Source organism: Paenibacillus pabuli NBRC 13638 (assembly GCF_001514495.1).
Lineage (GTDB): Bacteria > Bacillota > Bacilli > Paenibacillales > Paenibacillaceae > Paenibacillus > Paenibacillus pabuli.
On sequence record NZ_BCNM01000017.1, the window covers coordinates 131,059 to 153,127 of the forward strand.

Here is a 22,069-nt window from a genome sequence, read left to right on the forward strand (position 1 = left end):
TTGCGATGAGTCCGCCTTAAGCTGGATGGGGCGGGCTTTTGCATGTTTTTACATCCTGTAAAAATAGGCGAGGGAATGATGTGAAAAAGCTGTTTGGTGCACCAGTAATCTGGTTATTTATGGATACACGGTAAGAACAGATCCGTAAATCCACTAGGTAAAGGGGCCTGAACTTCATGTCCATTGACCGTTTTATTCTGAGGAAGTTGAATACTTGTCAGGAAGAAAATACACGTGATAATCTGGTTCGGTTGTTTGTCATTCGAATCCAAAAGGCTGAGATGGATGAAGAGCATGAGACTGCCTATGTCGTCAGCAGATTGCATTAGAATAGATAAAAGGATTCGGTACACAAAAAAGGAAGCTTGTCCTTAACGGCAAGCTTCCTTTTCCTTATGTTCGCGAATAAATGAATTCGCCGTTTCCATGTTGATGTAAACAACTGACCCATCTTAATAAAGGGATAAGGCGAGGGAGTCATTCTCGCTGCGGCTGTGAAGAATGGCTTCACCACCGACAATCTCAATACTAATCAATGATTGCAGACATTTCTGTAAAGCGCGTTTACCATTGCTAATCTTATGCTCAAGGGCACTGCTAAGCAATCGTAGTGTCTTTTGCACAGGTTGTTTGTTTTCTTGATTGAAATATACAGGGATTGATTTGTTTTGAAAAGTTATTAGTGTTCTCACTAGAAATCACCTCACGAGAGTTATTTCTTACTCGCTATATTAAGTTCCAATGCTTAAAATTACCTTAAAATCAGCTTATGAAATCATAAAGGTGGGCAATGTTTGAAAAGTGTTCACAATTCAATTGTGGGCGAAGCAATAAAAAGTCCCGAAAAGGCAGCTTGTAACTTCCATTTATATGGAATAAATCGACGTGGTTTCGCATCCTCGCAACAATTAACGTGAACAATGCCTCAAAAGTTCTGAGTCCATTGGACGATATTTTAATATTCATGTGGGTCATATGTAACAAAAATACAGGTTGTACATTGCAAACAGGGTGTTAATGTAAGAAAATAGGGTTGGAATAGCAATTCACCCGCATATTTTTGATTTAATTTGACATTAGGACAATTTACATATGAGACCATGGGAGGGATTATGATGATTCTTACCGTGTATTCCGGCCGGGAGGAAGGCGAGTGGTTCGATATTGAAGTCCCGGATGAGTGTACGATCGAACATTTGAAGACATTGCTGGGGGTGCGGATATTCGGGCAGGCACCTGGTGATGGCATTCAATACATCCTTGAAGCGAAATTCCCCGAAGGTTTGTGGTTCTCTCCGCAGAACTCCCAACAACTGATGGAAACGGGCCTGCGGCAAGGCAGCTGTGTACGGGTTCAGCGGGCATTCTCCACCACTACAGAAGAAGCGCCAGTGTACGGAAGACGTTCATTATTTCAGCAGGACAGCAACGAATGAGGCTTCTTGACGTATACACTCATTATCGAACCCATTATAAGGAGGTCTTCTCTTCGTGAATGTGTTATATCAACGTTCTCCAAGAATGACACCGGTTCTTAAGGAAGAAAGGCTGGAAATTCTCAGACCTCCAACAGAACCGAGCAAACCTACGTTTTCAATGATTTCTATTATTATACCGATCATGATGACGATGGTCAGCATCGGATTCTATGTATATATCAACATGACGGGCAAAATGGGCAACCCCAACTATATGATGTTTCAGATGATGACCGTCATGATGATGCTTACGTCATATACGATTCCGTTTTTTGTGTATTTGAGTAACAAAAAGACGTATCGCAAAAAAATTGAAGAGCGGAAGGCCATGTACCGCGCCCAACTGGATAAGCACCGTGAAGAGCTTAAGGAAGCTCAGGCCGAGCAGGTCAAGAGCCTGTACGAGATCCATGGTGATCCCAATGTTTGTCTGCAAGTCGTAAAGAATCGTAACAGTTCCCTGTGGGAACGTTCACCGGAAGATGACGATTTTCTGCAGGTGCGAATCGGTACGGGAGAAATTCCGTTTCGGATCAAACTGCAGGTTCCGCGAGTGGATGGTTATGAAAAAGATGAACTGATCGAGGCGGCTCATGAACTTGCCGCAGAATTTGAGACGGTACCCGATGCTTCCATTACACTGCCACTGTTTCAGTCGAAAGTTATGGGATTGGTAGGGAATCGTGAGGAAGTGCTTGCTTCCCTGCGCGTCATCATTTCGCAACTCTCGGTTCGGCATTCACCCGATGAATTGAAAATTGCGGCTTTTTATGAAGAAAAAGAAGCGAAGGAATGGGACTGGCTCCGCTGGTTACCCCATATCTGGGATGAAGATCAGGGACAACGCTATATGGCCGACAGGCACAGCGGTGCGCATCAATTGGCGGACAGCTTGTTTTCCGTGTTGAACCGTCGTCGGAACAACAAGGAGGACCGGTACAAAAAAAGTGTGCAAACGCCGTGTTACGTCGTTGTTCTCTCAGATACCCAACTCATTGAAGAAGAGCCTCTTCTTCCATTATTGTTGGAATCTGCACAGGAGATTGATGTATGCACCATTATTCTGGCAAACCGCAAGGAGTCACTTCCTATGCATTGTCAACTGATCATGGAGGCCTCCAAAGGCAAGGGAGTGTACATCAAAAAAACGGAAGATGCTGACGTGGTACAGCAGACGTACACACCAGATGTGATATCGAAAGAGACGGCTGAGGCGCTTTCGCGTTACATGTCACCAATTCGTCTGAAACGTTCATCCGCTTCAGACATCCCCCAAATCCTCCCGTTGTTCGATATGCTGAGCACTTCACGAGTGGAAGAATTGGACGTGATTAACCGTTGGGCCCAGACGCGATACCCTGATACGCTTCCCGTTCCTATGGGTGTACGGGCGGGCGGCAAGAAAATATCCATTAACCTGCACGATAAAATCGAACGCCAGGGCCATGGCCCGCACGGTCTGATCGCAGGCACAACCGGTTCAGGTAAAAGTGAAGTTATTCAGTCCATTGTGGCCTCGCTGGCTGCTGAATTCCATCCCCATGATCTGGCCTTTATGCTGATTGACTACAAGGGTGGCGGGATGTCGAATACGTTCGTGGGCTTGCCTCACGTGGTAGGTACGATTACCAACCTCGACGGCAACCTGATTGAGCGAGCCAATATATCACTTCGAGCCGAGCTGGTCAGAAGGCAGAAGATATTGAATGATGCCGGTAACCTCCAGCACATTGATGAATATTACAAAATTTTACGTTCCAGACATGAACAGCCGCTGCCGCATTTAGTGATCATCATCGACGAGTTTGCTCAATTGAAGAGGGATCAGCCGGAGTTCATGGATGAATTAATCAGCATAGCGGCCATCGGTCGGACACTGGGTGTACATCTTATATTGGCAACCCAAAAGCCCGCGGGCGTTGTCGATGATAAAATCTGGAGTAATTCCCGTTTCCGCATCTGTCTTCGCGTTCAAAGCGAAGGGGACAGTCGCGATATGATCAAAATTCCAAATGCAGCCTGGATCACGAAGCCGGGTCGCGGATATTTCCAGGTGGGCAGTGATGAAGTGTTTGAGGAAATGCAATTTGCCTGGAGTGGAGCACCGTACAATCAGCAGGAAGATACGACCACAGTACTCCCTGTCATGGAGGTGCGCTTAAACGGGAAGCGGGAGCCGCTCTTGACTGGTGAGCGCAGAGCTGTGCTCAAGGGCGAGGATGTGCCCAAGCAGCTCCAGGTGTTCATAGATTATGTGGCGAAAGAAGCAGCCGAGGCAGGGATTACGCGATTACCGGGTCCTTGGTTGCCGCCTCTGCCTGAGACACTGGAATGGGAAAGCCTACACTACTGGCAGGAAGAAGACAACCGCGAGGCATTGCTTGACGGTGGAGCGAGCGGACTGAAACCGCTGGTGGGTCTGCTGGATGATTTGCCTAATCAGCGACAGCAACCACTCGCGCTTCCGGTAGATCAGGGACATTTGGTTGTTTATGGTATGCCTGGTCTGGGGAAAACGACCTTTGTGCAAACCTTGCTGATGTCATTGGCCCGCTCCAGTCGAACTGAGCCTTGGCATGGCTATATTATTGATATGGGCCGCATGATGAAAGATTTCGCAGGCTTGCCTCAGATCGGTGCAGTAATGATGTCCGAAGAAGAGGATCGGATCAAGCGGTTATTCCGATACATCCTGAAACTGTCTGCACAACGTAAAGACATGATCTCGGAAGCAGGGGTTAAAACAATTTCGGCTTACCGGCGAACGGCTCATGCAGCTGTGCCACAGATTGTGGTTGTCATAGACGGTTATCTTTCTTTCCGTAATGCATATCCAGAGGAGAATGAACTTCTGGAAACAATCCTTCGCGAAGGTGGAAGTTTGGGTATCACATTTATTCTCACAGCTAACCGGGTAACCGATGTGTTTGAGAAGTTCAGAAGCAACATTCCCAATGCCGTTTCATTTGAACTGTCCGACCCAAGCGATTATTATTACGCAGTGGGACGGCCGTCCAAGGCACCAAGTCAGCTTCCGCCAGGCAGAGGGCTGGTCAAGGGACAGGTCCCGCCATTGATGTTCCAGGCGGCGCTGCCGTCATCCGGAGAAGATGAGGGCAAGCGTTCGTCCGCTCTGCGCCATACGATTGCAGAGATTAGGGACAGTTGGAGCGGAGAAGAAGCTCCACAGATTGCGCCACTACCGGAAGAAGTCAAGCTTAGAGATGTACTTATTCGGACAGGCACGTTCGGAAAAGTCGGAGACGTATCTTCCTTAACGGTACCCGTAGGTTTACTGACTGATGATCTGGAGCCGTTCCAGCTTAACCTGCGCGAGGGCCCGCATTTCATGGTTACGAGTCCGATGGAAGGTGGGAAAACGACATTTTTGCTTACATGGATGTTGTCACTTGCTTATCATGCGTCTCCTGAAGACATGCAAATATACACGGTAGATATGCGCTATGGTTCGGGAGGACTGGGCGAAATCAGCAGTTTACCCCATGTCCGTGGACATGTATCCCGTGAAGAACAGCTTGCACCTGTGATCCAACAGTTGTACGATGAAGTTCTAAAAAGAGGCGACTTAACCGGTGGACCGGAGATCGTTCTCATCATCGACGATGCGGATACACTGGCCAAACAGTTGAATGATTTTAATGTGAAGGATCAATTGGGAGCGATTGTTCGTCAAGGCAGGGATCGAGGTATACATGTGATTCTGTCAGGTGTTCCTGCAGATTTCCCAACCTTTGGATCGGACTGGGTGAACGATGTGAAGGCTTCCCAGAGCGGATTGTTGTTCGGGACTTTAGACCCTAATGATCTCTCGTTCTTCCGTATACCTTATTCCGAATCCGGGGGGGGCACGAATGGGCTTAAGGTACTGCCTCCGGGTCAAGGTTATTATGTGAAACGTAAATATTCCAGGGTTAAAGGTGCAGTTCCATGTGATGGAAGCTGGAAAATGACCGATTGGATTTCTGAAATTCGTGACCGATGGCATGTTGTAGTTTGAGGGGAGGTGGCTCATAATGTTGACGGTTCATGATTCCAAGCAAAAGGTAGTCACTCTGCAAAAAAAAGAACTTTTTTTCCTGGCCGGTATTCTCGGTTCAGACCGATTGCTTGGCGTGGAGGATCCGTTCCGCGGGTATATGGCGGAAGACATTGCTTTGGAGTGGGAGAGCGTAAAAACGTCTCTGCTCGACAAGGGATATCTGATTCAGGATCAGGACAGTAATGAGCTGATCATGACACCGACCGTTTTCTCCAGGGTAGCCATTGCGGGACTGTCCGACAGGGCTTGCTGGATTCGCTACACGCACAGCGGCAAGTCGTATGAAAGTTATGTGCATTGCACGGATGAACGTGTCGTGGAAGTATCCCGTGTTGCTGACGAGCCGGACTCCTTCCGGCTCAGTGATCTGGGGAATGTTCGTGAAGCTATTGATGATCTGATTCAAAGGATGAAATGGAGTGGGCATTCTCCGGCGGAAAAGCCGGCGCTAATGTGCTCGAAGAAAAAATTCTATGATGTCATGAACGATCTGAAGAACAAAGAGTTACAGGAAGTGACGGATGAGTTGATGCAGGAAACGAGTGATCCCGAGGGGTCGCTTGCGCTCGCACGCTGTCTGATGAGCAAGGAGTCGGAGGGTGAACTGCGGTTGCTCGTATGGAACGGAGAAGGTTGGAAATCACAGTCTGCAGCTTTCGCAGCAAGCACGGTTTCCAACTGGTTGTTTCGCATGAGCACTGCTGCTTCAGATGATTGGCTTGTCGCAGCACTGACGACTAGAGAACAGTTTCACGAGATGCTGCTGGACTGGCTTAAACAGCCTGCAGGGGAAGAGGAAAGGTGATGGTAAATGCGCATTCGTGTGGAACCGGATGTGCTTCGGGCACTGAGCAGGCAGATTCAGTATGCGGCGGAGCAAATACAGCAAAAGATGACAGTATTGGATCAGGCTATTCATTCGCTGGAGTGGGATCTTGAAGCCCGTGCAGCGGTTATGAATGAATGGGATCACAGCAAGCGACTCTGCGAGTCTGCGGTACGTCGTTTTATGGACTTGAGCGTACAGCTGGGACGCAAGGCCTTGTTATTCCAGCAGGTGGACATGGAGTATCGTACCGTGTTGAGTCATGTGAACACGGCCTATGGCAATGCGGTCAATATGTTGAATGTTCTTCAGGCGGAGCGTACAGGAGAGATTATGCCTGTGCACTCAGCAACCACTGCTGTTGTATCCGATCCATTTTCCGCGGTAGCAGCCGTGTACCGTGTACAGGATGCCGTACCGCCTGATGGCTCACCAGCGACTCTGATCCAGGCCATGCAGCCTGAGCCTGTGGCGTGGAGATTCACAGATCCATCCTATCGGGGAAGAAGAGGAACAGAACCTGTGGTCTCCTGAGCGCATGAGTTACAGGGCTGAATAAGCAAGACAGCAGAAAGTGAATTTTTATGTATATAGTCTGTTAGGGGAAGTTTCATTGGCTGAAAATGGGGTAAATAGGATTAGGTCCTTCGGCTTTTGTCCGATCGATCCTGGTATAGTACAATTTGAACAAGACAAAATTTAATTGCACAAACCAAGGAGGAATTTACAATGGCAGGACGTATTTTAGTTACCCCAGAGCAGCTTGATCAGGTTTCCAACCAATTCAAACAAAGCGGTGAGCAAAGTCAGCAAATCGTATCTACATTGACTCAATCCATCACTAGCATGGAAGGACAATGGGAAGGTATGACCAAACAGCGCTTCTTCCAGGAATTCCAGGAAGCCAGCAAACAAATGCAATCTTTCGTTCAAACGCTGAATAGCATCAGCGCGGAACTGACGGCTATCGCCAACAAATTCCGTACTGCTGACCAAGCTCGCTAATCTGCGATACATAATTCGGGCAGGTTTGATATTTGAATTCGCCCAGAATCAAAGGCAGGCAGCAAGCTGAAGCTTTACAACTACAGCAAAAACCGGGCGTTGTCACAGCACCCGGTTTTTGCTGCACTATGACAGAATGACAGAGAGAGGGATAAGCATGTCTTTTCAACCAAATCCCGGGGATGAAGTGGTGATTAACGACATTGCCTATACGATTGGGCAGCATCCGGCTGCACCTGGACTGGCTTATGCCCAAGCCGGAAGGCAGGGTATTGTCTACCAATTGTTACCCCGTAATGGTTCCATAAGTGGGGCCAAAGCACTAAAAGTGTTTTTTCCTAAATTTCGTATCCCGGCTATGGTGTATCAGTCTGAGCATATGGAGTCTTATAGTGAACTGCCAGGTTTGCAGGTATGCAAGCGTGATGTGCTCACTCCGGAAAGAAACGGAGCACTCATTGGAGAACATCCTGATCTGTTGTATGCGGTGTTGATGCCATGGGTACAGGGTCTGACCTGGTTCGATGTAATCAGTGATCAGAAACAGCTGACAGCGGAGGAAAGTCTAAAGCTGGCTCGAGCCCTTGCCGGGACCGGTTCGGCCATGGAACAGCGCGGATTGGCCCATTGTGATTTGTCCGCACCCAATGTGATGATTCCGTTTTTTTCCGAAGTGGAGAACCTGAGAGGGGGTTCAGCCGTTGAATTGGTAGATGTAGAGCAGATGTACGGTTCCAAAATGGACCGTCCGGATGCTCTGCTTGCTGGTTCACCTGGTTATGCAGCTCATCGTACAGTGCACAGCGGTTTGTGGAGTGCATATGCCGACCGTTTTGCCGGAGCAGTCATTATTGCTGAGATGTTAAGCTGGTCCGATGCCGCGATTGTGGAAAAGGCCTGGGGAGAAAGTTATTTCGACCAACACGAAATGCAGACCGTAAGTGAACGTTACTATGCGATGCGGGAGTCGCTTCAAAAGCGCTGGGGCTCCAAAGTATCCGATCTGTTCATTCGTGCCTGGGAAAGTCATGATCTCAGCAGCTGCCCGACATTTGGCGAGTGGTTTGTAGCGCTGGCATCAGCTGATACTCAACTGGCAGGTACTGCAGTTGTTCCAGAATCCGAATCAAAAGATGAAGATCTGCTGGATGCAATCGATACGAGCCGGATTAAAGGGGCGGAAGCAGCAGAAGGAATGGCGGATAAGCAGGCGCTCCCGGATCCAAGCTTGTCCTTGGCGCCACCTTCACCGGGTCAGGAAGCGGTTGTAAACCGCTTGTTTCTTCAGGCTAGAGCGCTGGAGGATGAAGGCAAACCCGCGGCAGCTCTGGAAGTGTATCGTTCGCTGCATCATTTTATTCCACATAACAGCGCGATGCAGATGGAAGTAGAGGCGGCGATCCAGGAGCTGGACACCAAGCTTAACCCCAAGGATGATTCTGCGGGTCAACTGGTGAAGCTTCCGTTTTACCGTTCCAAAAAATTTATGATTTCGTCAGCGGTGTTAATCGTTCTGTTGGCTGGAAGTGTGCCGACAGTTAAAATACTGGCCGATCAGGCTGAGGTCAAACAGAAGGAGCAGGAGGCGGCTGCCAAACAGGCAGAGCTTAAGGCTGCTCAGGATGCCGAGGCATCAAAAGCGGCTGCCTTGAAACAGCAGGAGGAAGAGAAGAAACAAAAAGAGGCAGAAGCAGCAAAGCTTGATGCTGAGCAAAAGAAAAAGCTTGCCGAAGCCAAGAAGAAGGAAGCAGAGCGTAAGGCGTTACAGGCCAAGTACGACAAACAGGCCCAATATGAGGCATACCTTGCCAAGCAGAAACAACAGAAGCTTGAAGCAGCCAGAAAGGCACAACAGGAAAAGTATGACAAGCAGGCGAAATATGAAGCCTACTTGGTATGGAAGAAAGAAAATGATGCCAGGATTGCAAAGCAGGAAGCCGAACGTAAGGCAGCAGCCGAGGCACAGCGCAGGCAGGAGGCGGCCCAGAAGGCTGCGCTTAAGAAAAAGCGTGCTCAGAACGTAGTCACACTGATCGCTCACTATAACAAAACGTATAATGCGCAAAAAGGCAATAATATGGAGAATGCCGAAGCATACGCGCGTGATTTCAAAAATCTGTACAACAGCGATGCGGCTTATTTCAAAGGTGTAGGTAAAGTGGCAGCACGAATGAATGCGATCAACAAATTCCTGAGCAATACCGATTATGCATTGCCTAACTTGTAAAATAACGTGAACAACGGAGGTGGCTCATCCCAGATGAACTACACGATTCAAGCATCCCAGCGCACACCCGCACTTATTATTTATTTGATTGATATTAGCGCCTCCATGAATATGGTTCTGGAAAATCGTCGTCGGATCGATGTAGTCTATGATGCCTTGTCGCTGGCGATTCGCCAAATGGTATTTCGCTCGACGAAGGGAAACCGATTGACCCCCCGGTACAGAATTGCCATTCTGGCATACAGCGATGATGTGTATGATCTGTTGAACGGAATTAAGGGTATCGACGAGATTGCTGCGGTAGGTTCACTGCCTGATTTGACACCAAAAAGATTCTCGGATTCAGCGAAGGCTTTTTTGCAGGCAGAGAAGATTTTGCAGGCTGAAATTCCAAACATGCAGGATTGTCCTGCGCCGTTGGTCTGTCATATGACCGACGGGGTAGCAACAGGGGAAGATCCGGAGCCTATTGCCAAAAGAATTATGGGCATGAGTGTGCCAGATGGCAATGTACTGGTCGAGAATATTTTTATATCGGACCATCTACTCGAAGGACCTATTGCAGAACCGAGAAGATGGAAAGGCATATCCCAGGAGACGGTGCTTCAGGATGAACATGGGGAGAAGCTGCGCAATATGTCTTCGGTTCTGCCGGAAAGTTACCGTGAGATGCTTGTAGAGGCCGATTATTTGCTTTCACCTGGGGCACTCATGATGCTTCCGGGTACATGTGCAGAACTGGTATCCATCGGATTTCAGATGTCTGCTGCTACGCCGGTGAGATAGGAGGGGAACCATGAGAGCCATGCGTTTGGCAACATTGTCTGCTGGAGATAAGGGAAGCCATGCCAAGCAACATCCCGGCAGCTTTCGTTATGCCAGTGTCCAGACTGGAGAACAGCCGTTGACTCGTTACCAGGGCACTTTCAAGTGTCGTTATGGGTATGGGAGAGCGGCGGAGACGGTGAATCAGGGAGACACGGGACAGGACTTTGCTGCTGTTCGCATCAATGGGAATGTCTGTACCTTCGTGTTATGTGATGGGGTTGGCATGAGTTACCTGGGCGACTTTGCAGCACGTTTTCTGGGGAATGCTTTGTTGGAATGGCTGGATAGGGATCAGCATCCTTCTTCAGAGTCAATGGAACGTCTGCTTCACGACCTGACTGTTCCAGCATCTGAACAGCTAGAGAAATTGCAGCCTTTGGACAACTCGCCTGTACTTCTGCGGGAAGTGCTGATGGAGAAGCGAAGCAGAGGAAGTCAGGCTATGTACGTGTGTGGACGCATCGAGCTCTCGGGAGGTGCCCGCAAAAGCCGACTGTGGCTCGCCTGGCAGGGAGACTCTCGCATCCGTCTGTGGCGTGGTGGACAGGAGCAGTCGGGAGCTTTTCAGCTGCACTGTCGCACGAATGAGCGTTGGTCTACACTCGATGGTCCGGTTGGTGGCAAACCCCATACTTATGAGGCCAAATTGTCCTCAAGTGAATCCATCCGTCTTCAACTGTATACAGATGGCCTGAATGATCTGGATGCGATCCAGGCGTATATTCCGGATGAACAGATTCAGGTGCTGCTGGATGCCAGACATACCGGAGGGCTTGAAGATGATGCCGCTTTCATTGAACTGGAATGGTGAATGTTGTTTGAAGCATTTCAAGGCGTTCTGATCTCCGTGCTGCGAAGGTGAGGGTTATCTGTGAAAAAACTTGCCCGTGTTGATTTAAAAGCCACTCTTTTTGGGTAATCTTGTGAAGAATCTACTTACAGATAGTACATGAACGTACATTCTTACATAATTGCTGAGGAGAAGGAGTGGAATGGATAATGACACAGCATAATGGCAAGTCACGGTTCGAAGGCAAAGTAGCCATAATTACGGGAGCAGGCTCCGGGATTGGGAAGGCAGCCGCCCTTAAATTAGCTAGTGAGGGTGCGCGTGTTGCATTGCTCGATCTGGTCAATGATCGGATCTCGGAGACGGAAGCAGAAATTAATAAGCTGCATGCAGGTGCGGCAAGAGCCTTTGATGTAGACATCTCCAATCCTGCCCGGGTGGAGAAGGCTGTTCTGGAGACCATCGAATTGTTCGGTGGCCTGGATATCGTTTTTGCCAATGCAGGCATTAATGGCGTATCGGCGCCGATTGAAGAGATTCAGGTTGAGGATTGGCAGCAGATTATTACGACGAACCTGAACGGGACTTTTTTCACGATCAAGTATGCACTTCCTCATCTGAAAAAACGTGGTGGAGGCAGCATCATTATTACCAGCTCCATTAATGGTAATCAGCGCTTCTCCAGCTTTGGCATGTCGGCGTATAGTACGTCGAAGGCGGGACAGGTTGCTTTTGCGAAGATGGCTGCGCTGGAACTGGCCAAGTTCAAAATTCGTGTCAATGTCATCTGTCCGGGAGCGATTGCGACGAATATTGACCAAAGTACGGTCAAAACGGATGAATTGCAGCAAATCGTTATTCCGATGGAATTTCCTGAAGGCCAGCAGCCGCTTGCGGATGGGCCTGGTCAGCCTGAACACGTGGCTGATCTGGTAGCGTTCCTGGCTTCTGCAGAATCCAGACACATTACGGGTGCAGAAATCGTCATTGACGGTGCGGAATCGTTGTTAAGCTAATGAGCTTTTTGGATCAATCCATAGAGCGCTTGTTGTACCCGAGAGTACGTTAAACTGTATGATGGAAAATGCTGAAATCGAATATATCTTTGATGGTCGTTCCTCTGGAACGGCTTTTTTTGTTATAATGCTAACATTCGAATAGACGTGTGCTACATCAATTAGGAGAGATGAGATGAAGACGGATTTACCAATACAACAGATTATCCCCGAGCTGAGACGGCTATTTCAGGCTGAGGATACAGGTGTGTTAATTGCTGAACCGGGTGCGGGTAAAACAACCGTTGTCCCACTGGCTCTGCTGGATGAGCCATGGGTAGGCGGACGAAAAATCATTATGCTGGAACCCCGCAGACTCGCCGCTCGCTCGGCAGCTGCGCGGATGGCGGCTTCCCTTGGTGAAAAGGCGGGACAGACCGTAGGATATCGGGTGCGGATGGATACTCGTGTAAGCAAGGCTACTCGCATTGAAGTGGTGACAGAAGGTGTTTTAACCCGAATGCTTCAGCAGGATCAGGGACTGGATGATGCGGCGATGATTATCTTTGATGAGTTTCATGAGCGGCATTTACAGGGTGATCTTGGTTTGGCGCTTGCGCTTGAATCCCGGGCTATGCTGCGTCCTGATCTGAAGCTGCTGGTGATGTCGGCAACGCTGGACCCGGCTCCTGTCTGTGCCTTGCTGGGGCAGGGAACCCGATGGATCGATTGCCCTGGGCGAACGTTTCCGGTGGAAACCCGATATCTATCCAAACCGGTATCCGAACAGCTGGAGACTTTTACAGCTCAGGCGGTTGTCAAGGTACTGTCGGAACAGGAGGGAGATGTGCTGGTTTTCCTTCCGGGTGCAAAAGAAATCCATCGCACAGAGCGAGAGTTATCCAATCTCATGCTTCCTGCTCATGTTCAGATTCATTCCTTGTATGGCAGCATGCCGATAGAAAGGCAGGATGAGGCTGTACGCCCTGCAGAAGCAGGCAAACGCAAGGTGGTGCTGTCTACATCCATTGCCGAATCCAGTCTTACCTTGGCTGGAGTCAAGGTTGTGGTGGATGCGGGGTTGAGTCGGGCGTCGGTATTCTCGCCCCGGACCGGCATGAGCCGGTTGGTCACCCTGCCGGTGTCCAAGGCGTCAGCCGATCAGCGGCGGGGACGCGCGGGGCGGATTGCACCGGGCGTGTGTTACCGGCTGTGGAGCGAAGAGGCCCATGGCGCGCTGCCGGATGCAGCAAAGCCGGAGATTGCCTCCGCGGATCTTGCGCCGCTGGCGCTGGAGCTTGCCGCCTGGGGTGTCCAGACTCCTGCGGAGCTGCAGTGGCTGGACACCCCGCCTGCCGCAGCCTACGGCCAGGCACAGGCGCTGCTGCGCCAGCTGGGCGGCCTGGACGACGCAGGCCGCATCACGCCCTTCGGGCGGCGGATGAACACGCTTGGCGTGCATCCGCGACTGGCCAGCATGCTGCTCCGCGCGGCGGAGCTTGGGCTGGCCAGCTACGCCAGCATGCTGGCGGCACTGCTGCAGGAGCCTGCCGGCCTCCGCAGCAGTGGCAGTGCCGGCGCGGGCACCGACTTGCGCCCGCGCGTGGAAGCGCTGCTGACCGCGGACAGCAGCGGCATGCTGCAAGCGGCAGCGTCTGTCGCAGACGGCGCTGCCGTGCGGCGCATGCTCCAGGAGAGCCGCCAGCTGCGCGCGGCGCTCGGCCCGGCGGCCGATCCGGTACAGCCGGATGAGGACAGCTGCGGATGGCTGCTGTCCTTTGCCTATCCGGACCGGATCGGGCAACGCCGGGAGGACGGCCGCTATCTGCTGAGCAGCGGCCGCGGGGTACGGCTCGCAGCGACAGAATCGCTGAGCCGTTCAGCCTATCTGGTCGCAGCCGAGGCCGACGACCAGGGCGCGGATGCGCGCATCCTGCTGGCTGCGCCGGTGCAGGAGAAGAGATTGCTGGACCTTGGTCCAGATATGCTGCACGAAGAGGTGCAGGTGGCCTGGGACCGCGGCACCCGAAGTGTGCGTGCGCATAGAAGGCTGCGAATCGGAGCCATTACGTTGAAAGAGAGGAGTATTGCACAGCCGCCCGAAGACCAGGTGATCGAAGCATTACTCTCAGGAATACGGATCGAAGGGCTGGATGGTCTGCCCTGGACAAAATCATCGCGACAGCTGGCGGACAGAATGCGATTTTTGCATTATCATCTGCCGGAATGGCCGGATCTTAGCGAAGATCATCTGACCGAAGAACTGGCAGATCACCTCCGTCCGTTTCTGACAGGCATGCGATCTGCTGCAGATCTCAAGAGATTGTCGATGCAGGATGTGTTGTTGGGCGGACTGAGCTGGGAACAGCGACAGCAATTGGATCGGGAAGCTCCTACACATATTCAGGTACCCAGTGGCTCGCGCATTCCGGTAGATTACAGCCGACCTGAAGATCCTACGCTAGCGGTTAGACTGCAAGAGATGTTTGGACAGCAGGAGACCCCCCGTATTGGCGGCGGCCGAGTACCTCTGACCATTCATTTGCTGTCCCCGGCGCAGCGGCCTGTACAGGTCACACGAGATCTGGCCAATTTTTGGCGGGAGACTTATTTTGAGGTCAAGAAAGACTTGAAAGGCCGTTATCCCAAGCATTATTGGCCGGATAATCCCCTCGAAGCAGTAGCGACTAACCGGACCAAACCGCGAGTTTAGCTAGGAGTTGTCTTCAAACCTCGGTCTGACAGATGGACCTGAACGCGATCTGAACGGGCGAGTGTGTGATTGCGGATTAGAACGTCAGAGTGCTTACGAACCTGAGACGTGTTATATGGCTGGGGGAGCGTTAGGAGAAGGATAAGCGAACCTGAGACATGTTATATACAAAATTAAGGGCATTTGCTTCATTTTTTAGGGCGTTCTAGGGGAATAACGTGTCGGGTGCTCCTTACGATTGGAAAATGAGAGATTAAGGGCCAAATAAGACTCCTGTGTTCCTTAGAAAAAAGCTGCTAAGTCCACGTGACCCCTCCGGCCCGAATGCTCCGGCATGGGAGTCCACACCAGGTCAGGTTTGGCATATCCACGGTTTCTGCATGTGTTCAACTTCGTTTCGCACCGCGTGCAGCACCCAGTGCAGCACCCAGTGCGGTGCCCTGCCATATATCCGTGGTCGTCAGCCACCTAGGTCTTTCAAGATGCGATATATCGATTGAAGCGTTTGAAAGAAAACAGGGCGGGTAATAACATAGCGAACCACTCAATTCGATGAGGAGGGATTACTATGCAGAAGAAAATCGTAGGTGTGTTTAATACAGAACGTGAGGCATCATCAGCAATCGAGGGACTGAAAGCGCAAGGGTTCACCTCAGACGAAATTTCGGTAGTCACACAGGATCGGGATGAACTGAAGGCCATCCGCGAAGAAACGGGTACAAAAGCTCCCGAAGGTGTAGCTGCAGGTGCAGCAACAGGCGGAGTGCTGGGCGGAGTAACAGGTTTGCTCGCAGGGATCGGGGCGCTCGCGATTCCGGGCATAGGTCCTATACTGGCAGCTGGCCCCATTGCGGCAGCATTTACGGGTGCTGCTGTGGGCGCAGGAGCAGGCGGGCTGGTAGGTGGACTCGTCGGTCTCGGTATCCCGGAAGAAGATGCCAGACAGTATGAGGAATATGTGCAAAATGGCAAAATCCTGTTACTCGTGGATTCGACGGATCGGGACACGGATGTTTACCACGTGTTCAGTACGAACAGATATGTGAACCGGGACAGCAGTGATGTGCCTCGCGAAGATGTGCCTGCCGAGCGCCCGGATCTGGATATGGAAGAGCGCAGACTGGAAGCCCAGAATAAGGCGGCTCGATTTGGCAACAATACTTTTCTATAATTAGGTCACCAAGGAATGCTTCTTCAACTGGAATGATATATTTGATCCATCAGGTGGTCATCAGCCGGTTTCCTTACAGGAAGCCGGCTTTTGTACCTCTGAATCATTCCTGAATGGACATCAGCAGGTCCAGGTGTTAATCCTGCCAGTCAGGGAATAACAATACATACAGTAGTACGGCAAGAGCGAGTCCGATCACCAGCAGCATCCATGTCAGGAATCGGATTAAACCGGTGGAGGCCTGAAACGTCTGCGAATTGATCTGATTGCGTTTTCGATGGTAAGCGGAAGCAGAGCACAGGATGATCGATATACCGCTGACCAGGGAGGTAACACCGATGATGATTGCCGCAATATGAGCCATCCGGTCATAGGCTGTGGAACTAAAGCCGAATCCGGATGCAAGAAAGCCGATTCCGACCATGGCAATGCCGGTACGCACCCAGGCCAGAAAGGTCCGTTCGTTAGCCAGATGCTGTTGTACATATTTGGAGTCCATGGTGGTTAGATCTTGGTCTGTATCTGAGATGTGAATCACCCCGTTTATCAATGTATGGTTTATTGTACGTCGTTTTCATGGCAAAACCAAGAAAGGAGGCTGGTTGATATGCCTCGTAAAGAACGAATTGCAGAAATTGAAAGTCTGAGGGGAGTTGCTTTTGCGGCAGTTGTCCTTCAGCATTCCATCGCTCATTATTCCCTGGTTCCTGAAGCCGGACTGCAAGACGGTGTAGTGCTCGCAATTCTGCTGATGTTGTCCAAATTTGCTGTCCCCCTGTTTATTTTTATCACAGGCATGGTACTTTTCTATAATACAGGAGACAAGCTCCACTATGGACGCTTCATGCAAAAGCGATTAACGGATGTCATCGTCCCTTATATCATCTGGTCACTGATCTATTTCACACTGGCGCCCCGCGGCTGGAGCGGATTTGGTTGGGGAAATATCCCTGATCTTGGATTGAAATTATTGACAGGCAAAACGTCCTCACATTTTTGGTACATCATCATGCTAATTCAGTTTTATCTGCTGTTTCCCGTGTTCTTGCGGGCAATTCGATATGTATACAATCGGTACGAGCCTAAGGGGCGCGTGATTGCTCTTCTAATCTCTGGTGTGGTCTATCTTGTACTTGCGGATCAATTAAGAAATATCGCTAAGTTCATGCAGGGGTTGAATATCCCGGTCCTGACGGATGCCTTTACGACGTATGCGGATCGAAATTTTGTGTATTTCTTTTTTTATTTTGTGCTTGGTGCGGCAGCCGGGCTATCGGTCCAACACTGGAATGAATGGATTCATCGTTTACGCTGGGTGTATTGGTCTGTGTTTATGGTTCTTGGTCTACGGTTTATATATATGTTAATGCTTGAATTCCAGAAGCCGGAGGGCATCCAGATTACGTTCTATACCGTTAGTCTCATCCGTCCGGATATGATATTATTCCTGATCGCTTCGATCATGGTGATGTACCAGCTGGCCGGCAAGCTCCATAATGTCAGGGGATTGCGTTTGCTCGCGTGGATGGGCGGGGTTTCGTACGGGGGCTACCTGATGCATATGCTGGTGTTGCGCTACAGTTATATTCCAGATGAACAGTTTTATGTGGCAATGGGGTTAAACCCGGTCGTCCGCATGATCATCACCTGGTTGCTGGCTCTTGCATTATCCTGTGTACTTACATGGCTCATCTCTCGCGCTAGCTGGAGCAAGTGGATTGTGGGAACTGTACCGAAATCAAAGTCGAAGTCTATTAAGTAAGTGAATACATCATTATATGAAAAATTCACAATAATCGACTCAAATAATTGATGCAAATGAATGCAAAAATATCACGACCTGCACCGTATGAATTCGTACAAATCGATTGAAGTGTACACATGTGAAATGAATTTCGAAATTTCATTATATGAAAAATTCACAACAGAAATCCTCCGATCCTGCTCTAGCTTACGTCTCTGTTATCCATTCATGTTCTCTCCAGCTCTCTTCCGCCCAAGGATTAAAGGAAGAACGACGGATAAAGATGGCAGAAGGGGAACATAAGTTTTATAATACTAGATATACAGGGCTGACAGGAGGGGATCGAACGTGGCTTTTATGATTGCGCAGCGTGCATTTATCAAGTTGTATCTAATTACGATGGTCGAACAGCATAGGGGATATGGCTATGAAATGCTGGAGGCAATGAAGCAGGAATTCAAAGCCTACGGCTATGTACCCCCCCAGAGCGAAATATACCGGGCGCTGCACGAATTGGTTCAACAGGGAGTCTTTTATCGGACAAAGAAACTGAAAGGCAGTGATCCCAAAGTCGATTTTCAGGAAATCGTTTTATATCACTTCACGGATGATGGAGCGGAGAAAGCCGAATTATATAAAAAACAGGTCAAAGCCGATCTTGATCGTTGTCTCGGCATGTTACACAAGGCAGAAGAGGACAATTACGGAGCGAAAGGAAGATAAGCATGAACAGACACTTACAGTGGGGTGTGCTTGGTACATCCACCATCGCGAAAAATGCAGTCATTCCGGCGATCCAGCAATCCGAACGTGGTGAGGTCCTGGCGATAGCCAGCCGCAGCAAAGGGAAAGCTGAAGCTCTTGCGAGTGAACTCGACATTGCCAGAGCCTATGGCAGCTATGATGAACTCATTGCCGATCCGGATATTGAAGCAGTCTATATTCCTCTGCCGAACCACCTGCACAAGGAGTGGACGATCAAGGCTGCGCAAGCTGGAAAGCATGTACTATGTGAGAAACCAGCGGCTTTGAATGCAGATGAAGCGGCGGAAATGGTTGATGCATGTCAGCAGTACGGTGTTCTTTTTGCAGAAGCGATCATGTATCGGTATCATCCGAAGCATAGACGTGTGCAAGAGATTATAGCCAGTGGGGAGATTGGTGCTGTCAGAGCGATTCATGGCAACTTCACCTGTAATACAGCGGACGATAAAGAGAATGTCAGGTTCAAAAGAGAGATGGGCGGAGGATCCTTGTTTGATCTTGGCGTATATCCGATTTCGGCAGCCCGTATGTATCTGGGACAGGAGCCGGAAGCTGTAACGGTACACGCTTTATTCTCGGAAGAGCATGACGGGGTCGATATGATGGCTTCAGGACTTGTGGAATTTCCGAATTCGGTAGCGTTAACCTTTGACTGTGGCATGTGGGCCTCTGGACGAGCTGAGATGGAGATTCTGGGTACGGATGGACGGATTGAACTGCCCAAAGTGTTCGGCTGGGAGAACAGTGATATTCCACCGCAAATTATTGTACATACCGATTCCGTCAGCCGTGAGGAACGTGTATCGGTGTCCAACTCCTATGTTTTGCAGGCGGAGACATTTGCAGCCGCGGTGCTTGAAGGAGAAGCGCTGCCCTTCAGTCCGCAAAATACGATTCAGAATATGCGAGTCATTGATGCTTGCCTGGAATCGGCCCGAACCCGTCAACGGGTGCAACTAGTAAAGTAAAGCAGCGACGATCATAACAGGAAATGATTGAAATGGTAGACTCCTTCCTTCGGGATGTGAGTCTTTTTTTGTATTTAAATGTTATATTTATATATTTTTACAAAAATAATGATTGAATTTTATATTTCTTCCAAAATGATGTGATATAAATAGTCAATAGATGGCTTGTTCACTATAATCTAGCAGAACGTACATCCTCACAGCTTGCTGACCTCATATCACTTATATAGTGGCAACGTTCATCGATTTTGTGCTATCGGGAGGCTGGATTTATGAAAAAGTTTTTGTCCACAGCTTTGCTCGCGGTTATGTTAACGTTGGTCTTCTTCACGGGTTCACAGATGACAGCGGTGGGACAGCAGAAGGCTTCAGCTGCATCATGTACCATCATTAACACATTCACTGGTGTGGCCAACTATCTCAGTGCCAACGGAAAACTGCCATGCAACTACATTACCAAAGCACAGGCAACGGCACTGGGTTGGGTATCGTCCCAAGGGAACCTCGCTACGGTTGCTCCAGGCAAAAGTATCGGCGGAGATGTGTTCAGCAACCGGGAAGGCTTGATTCCAGCAGCCAGTGGCCGTACATGGCGCGAAGCGGATATCAACTACACTTCCGGCTTCCGTAATTCTGACCGCATTCTGTATTCCAATGATGGCTTGATTTACAAAACGACAGACCATTATGCATCATTTACCCGGTTGAAATAAGGAAGGACATAACAACATGAAAAAGGTAATCATAAACGGTGAAGACTTCTCCAGCACGGCAGAACTGCATGAGCTATTGAAGCAAAAGCTTGAACTGCCAGACTTTTATGGTGGAAATCTGGATGCTTTGTGGGACTGCCTTACAGGCATGATTGAGCTGCCGTTTGAATTAACCTGGACGAACTACCAGATCAGCAAGGAACGGCTGGGAAATGGAGCTGAGAAGGTACTCCAGTTAATGCTGGAGGCGGAAGCAGAGGGAACAGGGCTCCAGCTGAGAGTGGAGAACTAGTAGAGCAAGTAGACAGGTTTATAGGAAGACTAATCAGAACAGGCCCCTAAGGTGGTCTGTTTTTTTCTTTTTATTCATAAACAAACACAACGTTAAAAATATTTTCACGAAAGGGTTGATTTTCGCAGTTCATGCGTTAAAATAAAATTAACATTAAAAATATTTTCACGTTGAGAGGCGGAGTAATCATGAGCGAAGGTAAAGTCGAACGCAAACAAGGAATCGGGGAATTAATTCGGATCAGACCTTATGTGCAGTTTATGCTGAGCAAGGTCGTATCGAGATTTGGCGATTCGATTGATTCCATTGCCTATAGCTGGATGGTGTACATTTTGACAGGTTCAAAGCTGCTGATGGGAACATTGCTGGCTGTTAACTTTTTGCCGAGTATCTTTCTGGGGCTGTTTGTCGGCGCACTGGTGGATCGCATGTCGCCCAAAAAGGTGATTGTGCTCACGAATATCGGTCGAGGACTATTTGTTGGCATTACAGCACTGTTGTTTGGCCTGGGTGAGCTGCAAGTCTGGCATCTGTTCGTCATCACCATTCTGAATTCCCTTCTGGAATGTTTCGCGTCACCCGCAGAGGTATCCACTGTACCGCGATTACTTCCCAAATCAATGCTGCTGTCCGGTAATGCCATGTCCTCTTCTGTAACCCGGGTCGCAGAACTCGCAGGACTTGCAGTGGCGGGAACGTTAATTGCAACGGCAGGGATCACGTGGACGATATGGATCGATGCCGGCTTGTTTGCCTTAAGTGCACTTCTGATGAGTCGTGTGGGTTACCCGAAAACTTCAACATCATCTAACAATGAAAATACACCATTAAAATCATCTGGTTCTCCTCCAGCAAGAAAAAGTATATTCTCTGAAATGACAGAAGCCTTTCAATTTATGCGTAAACATGTGTTGTTACTGATCGTCTCCATTCTGTTTGCCTTCGTTAACTTCTGTCTGATGCCGTTCAATGTCCTTCGCACGCCATATGTCATTGAAACGTTGCACGCCGGAGCGGGAGGATTAAGTCTGCTCAGTGGGCTGATTGTGGCAGGCATGGTACTGAGCGGCTTGTGGCTGTCACACCGAGGATCGAATTACCGTAAAAGTGTGCTGGTCATTGTAGGCATTGTCATGTTGGGGCTCAGTTATGCCATGACTGCACTCCCGGCTTACATGACGTCCTACCAGCTGCCTGTAGCTGCTGTCTTTTGTTTGATGATGGGCATGGGGATTCCACTCGCTACAACACCCCTTGCATCCTATCTCATGGAAGTTACACCTTCCGAGATGCTTGGCAGAGTGTATGCCCTTCAAGGTATGCTGGTTGTGAGTGTTGCTCCATTAGGTAGCTTGGTTTCAGGAGCGCTTGCGGATTGGGTGGCATTACCGATTCTGTTTATTGTGTTTGGTGTTTTACTTGCCATGTCAGCCGCTCTGGTGCTTCTGAGCAAGACTTTCCGCACCGTTCTATAATAAGGCTTCCTGGAGCCTG

The 22,069-nt window shown here is 49.5% G+C and carries 20 protein-coding genes; 18 read left to right on the top strand and 2 right to left on the bottom strand.

What is annotated here, in order from left to right; translation table 11 throughout:
- The first annotated feature begins 176 nt into the window (after positions 1–176).
- Positions 177–329, top strand: coding sequence for a hypothetical protein (locus PPA03S_RS33405; RefSeq protein WP_167666085.1), 153 nt, complete (start codon positions 177–179; stop codon positions 327–329).
- Positions 330–452: 123 nt separating this feature from the next.
- Here the strand turns inward: PPA03S_RS33405 and PPA03S_RS34045 are convergent, their stop codons facing one another.
- On the bottom strand, positions 453–692 hold the full coding sequence (locus PPA03S_RS34045; protein ID WP_024630323.1) for a hypothetical protein: 240 nt from the start codon (positions 690–692) through the stop codon (positions 453–455).
- A 423-nt stretch (positions 693–1,115) separates the two neighbouring features.
- On the opposite strand from PPA03S_RS34045, the gene PPA03S_RS22115 reads away from it, so the two are divergent.
- The 11 genes from PPA03S_RS22115 to PPA03S_RS22165 all read left to right on the top strand — a co-directional run bounded on the left by PPA03S_RS22115 (position 1,116) and on the right by PPA03S_RS22165 (position 16,093).
- Positions 1,116–1,436, top strand: coding sequence for a hypothetical protein (locus PPA03S_RS22115; protein ID WP_062326145.1), 321 nt, complete (start codon positions 1,116–1,118; stop codon positions 1,434–1,436).
- Positions 1,437–1,491: 55 nt separating this feature from the next.
- Positions 1,492–5,496, top strand: a complete 4,005-nt coding sequence (gene essC / locus PPA03S_RS22120) for a type VII secretion protein EssC (protein ID WP_062326146.1) — start codon at positions 1,492–1,494, stop codon at positions 5,494–5,496.
- A 16-nt stretch (positions 5,497–5,512) separates the two neighbouring features.
- Positions 5,513–6,343 (top strand): hypothetical protein, encoded by an 831-nt coding sequence (locus PPA03S_RS22125; RefSeq protein WP_062326147.1) that lies wholly within the window; start codon positions 5,513–5,515, stop codon positions 6,341–6,343.
- A gap of 6 nt (positions 6,344–6,349) precedes the next feature.
- Positions 6,350–6,898 (top strand): WXG100 family type VII secretion target, encoded by a 549-nt coding sequence (locus PPA03S_RS22130; RefSeq protein WP_062326148.1) that lies wholly within the window; start codon positions 6,350–6,352, stop codon positions 6,896–6,898.
- A gap of 195 nt (positions 6,899–7,093) precedes the next feature.
- Entirely contained in the window at positions 7,094–7,369 is a 276-nt protein-coding gene (locus tag PPA03S_RS22135) for a WXG100 family type VII secretion target (RefSeq protein WP_017689071.1), read from the top strand.
- Between the two features lie 157 nt (positions 7,370–7,526).
- Positions 7,527–9,596, top strand: coding sequence for a protein kinase family protein (locus tag PPA03S_RS22140; protein ID WP_062326149.1), 2,070 nt, complete (start codon positions 7,527–7,529; stop codon positions 9,594–9,596).
- A 33-nt stretch (positions 9,597–9,629) separates the two neighbouring features.
- The gene (locus PPA03S_RS22145; protein WP_062326150.1) at positions 9,630–10,382 is read left to right on the top strand and encodes a vWA domain-containing protein; all 753 of its coding nucleotides are present in this window, start codon (positions 9,630–9,632) and stop codon (positions 10,380–10,382) included.
- A 10-nt stretch (positions 10,383–10,392) separates the two neighbouring features.
- Positions 10,393–11,235, top strand: coding sequence for a hypothetical protein (locus PPA03S_RS22150; protein ID WP_062326151.1), 843 nt, complete (start codon positions 10,393–10,395; stop codon positions 11,233–11,235).
- Between the two features lie 188 nt (positions 11,236–11,423).
- Complete coding sequence (locus PPA03S_RS22155) at positions 11,424–12,230, top strand: SDR family oxidoreductase (RefSeq protein WP_062326152.1); 807 nt, start codon at positions 11,424–11,426, stop codon at positions 12,228–12,230.
- A gap of 175 nt (positions 12,231–12,405) precedes the next feature.
- Entirely contained in the window at positions 12,406–14,922 is a 2,517-nt protein-coding gene (gene hrpB / locus PPA03S_RS22160) for an ATP-dependent helicase HrpB (RefSeq protein WP_062326153.1), read from the top strand.
- A 568-nt stretch (positions 14,923–15,490) separates the two neighbouring features.
- Complete coding sequence (locus tag PPA03S_RS22165) at positions 15,491–16,093, top strand: general stress protein (RefSeq protein ID WP_062326154.1); 603 nt, start codon at positions 15,491–15,493, stop codon at positions 16,091–16,093.
- Positions 16,094–16,229: 136 nt separating this feature from the next.
- Here the strand turns inward: PPA03S_RS22165 and PPA03S_RS22170 are convergent, their stop codons facing one another.
- Positions 16,230–16,592, bottom strand: coding sequence for a YidH family protein (locus PPA03S_RS22170; protein WP_062326155.1), 363 nt, complete (start codon positions 16,590–16,592; stop codon positions 16,230–16,232).
- Between the two features lie 108 nt (positions 16,593–16,700).
- On the opposite strand from PPA03S_RS22170, the gene PPA03S_RS22175 reads away from it, so the two are divergent.
- From PPA03S_RS22175 to PPA03S_RS22200, 6 genes are all read left to right on the top strand, one after another.
- Positions 16,701–17,855 (top strand): acyltransferase, encoded by a 1,155-nt coding sequence (locus PPA03S_RS22175; protein WP_062326156.1) that lies wholly within the window; start codon positions 16,701–16,703, stop codon positions 17,853–17,855.
- 330 nt (positions 17,856–18,185) lie between these two features.
- On the top strand, positions 18,186–18,560 hold the full coding sequence (locus PPA03S_RS22180) for a replication termination protein (RefSeq protein ID WP_024630336.1): 375 nt from the start codon (positions 18,186–18,188) through the stop codon (positions 18,558–18,560).
- Positions 18,561–18,562: 2 nt separating this feature from the next.
- Complete coding sequence (locus PPA03S_RS22185) at positions 18,563–19,570, top strand: Gfo/Idh/MocA family protein (protein ID WP_062326157.1); 1,008 nt, start codon at positions 18,563–18,565, stop codon at positions 19,568–19,570.
- Positions 19,571–19,842: 272 nt separating this feature from the next.
- On the top strand, positions 19,843–20,283 hold the full coding sequence (locus PPA03S_RS22190; protein ID WP_062326158.1) for a ribonuclease: 441 nt from the start codon (positions 19,843–19,845) through the stop codon (positions 20,281–20,283).
- A gap of 16 nt (positions 20,284–20,299) precedes the next feature.
- Complete coding sequence (locus tag PPA03S_RS22195) at positions 20,300–20,575, top strand: barstar family protein (protein ID WP_062326159.1); 276 nt, start codon at positions 20,300–20,302, stop codon at positions 20,573–20,575.
- 188 nt (positions 20,576–20,763) lie between these two features.
- Positions 20,764–22,050: an MFS transporter gene (locus tag PPA03S_RS22200; RefSeq protein WP_062326160.1), complete on the top strand. Its 1,287-nt coding sequence runs from the start codon at positions 20,764–20,766 to the stop codon at positions 22,048–22,050.
- The last annotated feature ends 19 nt before the right edge of the window (positions 22,051–22,069 follow it).

Excerpts from the sequence above, each read along its gene's own strand:
- PPA03S_RS22200 (WP_062326160.1), top strand. The coding sequence starts at position 20,764 with ATGAGCGAAGGTAAAGTCGAACGCAAACAAGGAATCGGGGAATTAATT.
- PPA03S_RS22175 (WP_062326156.1), top strand. The coding sequence starts at position 16,701 with ATGCCTCGTAAAGAACGAATTGCAGAAATTGAAAGTCTGAGGGGAGTT.
- PPA03S_RS22195 (WP_062326159.1), top strand. The coding sequence starts at position 20,300 with ATGAAAAAGGTAATCATAAACGGTGAAGACTTCTCCAGCACGGCAGAA.
- PPA03S_RS22145 (WP_062326150.1), top strand. The coding sequence starts at position 9,630 with ATGAACTACACGATTCAAGCATCCCAGCGCACACCCGCACTTATTATT.
- PPA03S_RS22155 (WP_062326152.1), top strand. The coding sequence starts at position 11,424 with ATGACACAGCATAATGGCAAGTCACGGTTCGAAGGCAAAGTAGCCATA.
- PPA03S_RS22165 (WP_062326154.1), top strand. The coding sequence starts at position 15,491 with ATGCAGAAGAAAATCGTAGGTGTGTTTAATACAGAACGTGAGGCATCA.
- PPA03S_RS22130 (WP_062326148.1), top strand. The coding sequence starts at position 6,350 with ATGCGCATTCGTGTGGAACCGGATGTGCTTCGGGCACTGAGCAGGCAG.
- PPA03S_RS22115 (WP_062326145.1), top strand. The coding sequence starts at position 1,116 with ATGATTCTTACCGTGTATTCCGGCCGGGAGGAAGGCGAGTGGTTCGAT.
- PPA03S_RS22140 (WP_062326149.1), top strand. The coding sequence starts at position 7,527 with ATGTCTTTTCAACCAAATCCCGGGGATGAAGTGGTGATTAACGACATT.
- PPA03S_RS22125 (WP_062326147.1), top strand. The coding sequence starts at position 5,513 with ATGTTGACGGTTCATGATTCCAAGCAAAAGGTAGTCACTCTGCAAAAA.
- PPA03S_RS22185 (WP_062326157.1), top strand. The coding sequence starts at position 18,563 with ATGAACAGACACTTACAGTGGGGTGTGCTTGGTACATCCACCATCGCG.
- PPA03S_RS22170 (WP_062326155.1), bottom strand. The coding sequence starts at position 16,592 with ATGGACTCCAAATATGTACAACAGCATCTGGCTAACGAACGGACCTTT.
- PPA03S_RS33405 (WP_167666085.1), top strand. The coding sequence starts at position 177 with ATGTCCATTGACCGTTTTATTCTGAGGAAGTTGAATACTTGTCAGGAA.
- hrpB (WP_062326153.1), top strand. The coding sequence starts at position 12,406 with ATGAAGACGGATTTACCAATACAACAGATTATCCCCGAGCTGAGACGG.
- PPA03S_RS22150 (WP_062326151.1), top strand. The coding sequence starts at position 10,393 with ATGAGAGCCATGCGTTTGGCAACATTGTCTGCTGGAGATAAGGGAAGC.
- PPA03S_RS22190 (WP_062326158.1), top strand. The coding sequence starts at position 19,843 with ATGAAAAAGTTTTTGTCCACAGCTTTGCTCGCGGTTATGTTAACGTTG.
- PPA03S_RS22135 (WP_017689071.1), top strand. The coding sequence starts at position 7,094 with ATGGCAGGACGTATTTTAGTTACCCCAGAGCAGCTTGATCAGGTTTCC.